Below are 4,012 nucleotides of genomic sequence, written 5' to 3' on the forward strand. Positions count from 1 at the left end.
TCGGAAGAGGACAAGATCACGGTTTCGCGTGCTCGCCGCATCCAGCAGTTCCTGTCGCAGAACACCTACATGGCGAAGAAGTTCACCGGTGTCACGGGCTCGACCGTCCCGATCAAGGAGACGATCGAATCGTTCGACGCCATCGTCAAGGGCGACTTCGACCACGTTGCCGAGCAGGCGTTCTTCAACGTCGGCGGCATCAGCGATGTCGAGGAGAAGTGGGCGCAGATCCAGAAGGAGAACGGCTGATGCCGCTTCAGGTCAGTGTCGTTTCCGCCGAGCAGGAAGTCTGGTCGGGCGAAGCGCTGCGGGTGACGGCCCGTACAACGGACGGCGAGGTCGGGCTGATGGCTCGGCACACTCCGCTGCTCGCGCTGCTGGCCGAAGGGCGCGTGCGTATCGCGTTCGAATCCGGCGACCCGATCGAAATCGAAGCGGACGAGGGTTTCCTCTCGCTCGACGATGACAAGGTCGAGATCGTCGCCCGTCACGCACAGCTCAAATAACAGTGCTGATTCTGCTCCCGCCGAGCGAGACCAAGGTTTCGGGCGGTAGCGGAACGCTATCGCTGGCCAGTCTGGGGTTCCCCGGGCTGGCCAGCGGGCGTTCCGCCGCTCTGGACGCTGTCGCAGCGTTGGTCGCCGCAGGCCAAGACGAATCTAGCCCGGCAAAGGCACGCGCAGCGGCCGCCAACCGCACGCTGCTCGAGTCCGGAACGCTGCCGGCGATCGAACGCTACACGGGCGTGCTCTTCGACGGACTCGGGTACAGAGACCTGGACGCCGGTGCGCGAACCTGGGTCAACGAGCACGTCGCCATCGGGTCGGCTCTGTTCGGGCTCGTGCGGGCATCCGACGGGATTCCCGACTACAAGATCTCGCATAACACGAAGGTGCCCGGGACGACGTTGGCCCGCATCTGGCGTCGGCATACGCCGCTGGAGCTTCCCGGCATGATCGTCGACATGCGATCGAAGGCGTACGCGGCGCTGCTTCCCGTCGAGGGCGCGGTGCCGGTCGACGTCGTTGATGACAGCGGCCGTGCGCTCGCGCACTGGAACAAGCACGGCAAGGGTAGGCTCGTGCGCGATCTCGCGCGGGCCGGTATCCGCGCGTCCGCGCCCGCAGAACTCGCGGAACGTGCCGGGGACATGGGTGTCCGTCTCGATTTCGACGGCGAATCGCTCACGCTGATAACGGAGCCCGTCGTCAGTCGTTAGCGTGGCCTCTGCTAGCCTTGCACACCACTACCGCAACGAGCCGCGGGGAGGTCGAGGCTATGAGCGACCGGCTCCTGAGAGTACTCACGGCGATCCTGCTGGTGCTCGCCGCGACGGTCGCCGTCCTGGTCGCAACGGATGCTGTCCTGTTGCTCGCGGGGGAGCGGGGCGGCTACGGAGCAGCCGCTCGCGTTCTCGTCCTGCTCTTCGTCGCACCGACGATCGTGCTGGCCGCGATCATCAGCAACGAGCGGCGAAGGCGCTCGGGAGGGTCCGCGGATGAGTTCTGATCGAGAGCCGAACGCGTGAGCACGTCGCGCGAAACGGCAGCGCGCATTCTCGACGCACTTGATCCGCTCCCCGTGCGCGTGCACCCGATGTTCGGCGAATATGCGGTCTATCTCGACGACAGGAACTTCGGCTTCATCGTCGACGATCGGCTCATGCTCAAGCCGGTGCCGGAAGCGGAAGAACTCACGGAGCATCTTGCTCGCGGTCGCGTGCATCCCGAATCCAAGCTCTACCCGATCGTCGAAGAAGACGAACTGCACGAGAGCGACTGGCTGTTCGAAGTCGTTCAGACGATCGCCTCGACGCAGCCGGTGAAACAACGGCGGAACGGGAAGAAGCGGTAGCGGACGGAACGACACTGGCGTTTCGGGATCGACGAATCCGAGTAGGCTTGTCCACTATGGAACGAACGCTCGGCAGCAGTGGAATCACCGTCTCGGCAGTGGGGCTCGGATGCAACAACTTCGGTCGAAAGGGCACCCTGACAGAAGGGCTCGCAGGCACTCGGCGCGTGCTCGATGCCGCAATAGACCACGGCATAACCTTCCTCGACACCGCTGATATGTACGGGGTTCCGCCGACGACGAGCGAAACTCTCATGGGCGAGGCGCTCAAGGGAAAACGCGACGAGGTCGTACTGGCCACGAAGTGGGGCCACTCCGCCTTTCCCATCCCCGGCACCGAGGCCTGGGGGCCGAAGGGAGCGGAAGGCTACATTCGCAGGGCCGTCGATGACTCGCTGCAGCGACTGCAGACGGATTTCATCGATCTGTATCAGTTGCATACACCCGACCCCGATACTCCGATCGCAGACACGATCGCCGTGCTCGACGATCTCGTCAGGGCCGGCAAGATCCGTACGTACGGCCACTCGAACTTCTCGGCCGCCCAGATCCGCGAAGCCGAAGCGGTCGAGACCCCGAACGGATTCGTGACGGCGCAGAACGAATACTCACTCCTGCAGCGCGAAGCAGAGCAGGAAGTTCTTCCGGCAGCAGCGGCAGCGGGGCTCGGATTCCTCCCGTACTTTCCGCTCGCGAACGGGCTCCTCACCGGCAAGTACTCGCGAGACGAGCGGCCATCGGGGTCGCGACTCACCGACCTCAAGCCGCAGCTGCTCGAAGATGCGAACTGGGATGCTCTCGAACGATACCGCGCGGCGGTCGAGTCGTGGGGGATCACGATGCTCGAGGCAACATTCGGCTGGCTCCTCGGACAGCGGCCCGTCATCAGCGTGATCGCGGGAGCGACTCGCGAGGAGCAGATCGCGGGGAATGCCGCAGCGGGCCGGACCGAGCTGAGCGATGAGCAGCTCGAGGAGATCTCCCGAATTTTCGCGTAGCGGATCGGCTCGCGCGCTGCGAGTGCGCCTCACACGCAGAATTTGTCCACAGCCCGGGCATCCGGGGATGCCGACTACGCGGACCGCAGGGCACGCTTCGTGCATGGCACAGATACTACGAGCACAGCACCCGCACGAAATTCTGCAACTGGCACCGGTCCTTGCAGGAGGAACCCCGAGCAACAGCGCACTCCTGCTGCTGTTCTGCGATGGCCGGACAGGCTCGGCAATGCGAGTCGACCTCCCGAACGGTGACGAAGAAGCCGACCCGTGGGCTGACGGCATCTTGGCCGCAGCCGCGAGCGTTGGAGCAGATGCCGTCATCGTCATCCTGTATCAGGACGGCGAGATCGGAGCAGGGGAACTCCCGCGTCGCGCGCTTGCGGATGCCCTGCAAGGACAAGCGTCGCGGCACGCATTGGACATACGAGAGGTGTTCATCGTCGGGGCAGACTACTGGGGTGACTTTCGGTACCCTGACGGACCGAGGGCGCCAGCGGCCGAAATCGCGGAGCTGGACGGTCGTTTCGACGGTCTGCCGGACGTCTCGGCGCTCGCTGCTGGAGCGGAGGGGATGCACACCGAGCTCGGAGGCGAGGCAGCGGCGAAGCAGCGTCGTGTCGTCAACGGTCTCGTCGAGGATGAACATGAGATCGACGCGGTTGTGCTGGCCGCTCGCGCACTCGCGGAGGGCCCGCAGAGTCTCGATGCGCTGACGGCAGCGAAACTCAGTACGCTGTCGCAGGTGGCGGGTGCTCGCGAGGAGGTCCTCACGACACTGATCGCGGGAGCCGCGGAGGCGAAACTGCTGTCGTCATGTACGGGTCCGATCGACGAACCCGACGACTGCAGAGCCAGGACGGCGCAGATCCTGATGGGTACGGCATCCGGCGTCTCCGTGCGGCGACTGGAGCGAGCCTTGGAGCTGTGGCAAGAGGTGACGGCGAGAACCATCCCTGAACAGCTTCCTCCCGTCTTGGGGATCCTCGCTTGGCTGCACTGGGCAACGGGGATGCGCTCCGTCGGTGCCGCCTGTGCCGAACGTGCGATCGAGCTCGACGTCGATTACGGGTTTCCGAGAACCGTACTGGCGATGATCGATGCCGGCCACATGCCGAACTGGTACCAGGAGCAGGTCACGGGACACACGAAAGCTAGCT

At 64.7% G+C, this 4,012-nt stretch carries 6 protein-coding genes and 1 pseudogene; all 7 read left to right on the plus strand.

Features of this window, described 5'->3' with window-relative positions; all coding sequences use genetic code 11:
- Positions 1–249 (plus strand): annotated as a pseudogene (locus Q0O95_RS13390) (F0F1 ATP synthase subunit beta); the annotation flags it as partial.
- Positions 249–506 carry a F0F1 ATP synthase subunit epsilon gene (locus tag Q0O95_RS13395; protein ID WP_293699651.1) on the plus strand — a complete coding sequence of 86 codons (258 nt, stop codon included), beginning with the start codon at positions 249–251 and terminating at the stop codon, positions 504–506. The pseudogene Q0O95_RS13390 and the gene Q0O95_RS13395, both read left to right, overlap by 1 nt.
- Before the next feature lie 2 nt (positions 507–508).
- Positions 509–1,219: a peroxide stress protein YaaA gene (gene yaaA / locus Q0O95_RS13400; RefSeq protein ID WP_293699654.1), complete on the plus strand. Its 711-nt coding sequence runs from the start codon at positions 509–511 to the stop codon at positions 1,217–1,219.
- A gap of 59 nt (positions 1,220–1,278) precedes the next feature.
- On the plus strand, positions 1,279–1,509 hold the full coding sequence (locus Q0O95_RS13405; protein WP_293699657.1) for a hypothetical protein: 231 nt from the start codon (positions 1,279–1,281) through the stop codon (positions 1,507–1,509).
- Between the two features lie 15 nt (positions 1,510–1,524).
- Complete coding sequence (locus Q0O95_RS13410) at positions 1,525–1,854, plus strand: TfoX/Sxy family protein (RefSeq protein WP_293699659.1); 330 nt, start codon at positions 1,525–1,527, stop codon at positions 1,852–1,854.
- Positions 1,855–1,910: 56 nt separating this feature from the next.
- Positions 1,911–2,852, plus strand: coding sequence for an aldo/keto reductase (locus tag Q0O95_RS13415; protein WP_293699662.1), 942 nt, complete (start codon positions 1,911–1,913; stop codon positions 2,850–2,852).
- A gap of 103 nt (positions 2,853–2,955) precedes the next feature.
- Positions 2,956–4,012, plus strand: a 1,057-nt coding sequence (locus Q0O95_RS13420) for a DUF4192 family protein (RefSeq protein WP_293699665.1), incomplete at its 3' end; no start/stop codon positions are given.

The organism is uncultured Agrococcus sp. (assembly GCF_945915485.1).
GTDB lineage: Bacteria > Actinomycetota > Actinomycetes > Actinomycetales > Microbacteriaceae > Agrococcus.

What these genes read in the sequence shown, in the direction of transcription:
- Q0O95_RS13405 (WP_293699657.1), top strand. Translation starts at nt 1,279, where the DNA reads ATGAGCGACCGGCTCCTGAGAGTACTCACGGCGATCCTGCTGGTGCTC.
- Q0O95_RS13415 (WP_293699662.1), top strand. Translation starts at nt 1,911, where the DNA reads ATGGAACGAACGCTCGGCAGCAGTGGAATCACCGTCTCGGCAGTGGGG.
- Q0O95_RS13395 (WP_293699651.1), top strand. Translation starts at nt 249, where the DNA reads ATGCCGCTTCAGGTCAGTGTCGTTTCCGCCGAGCAGGAAGTCTGGTCG.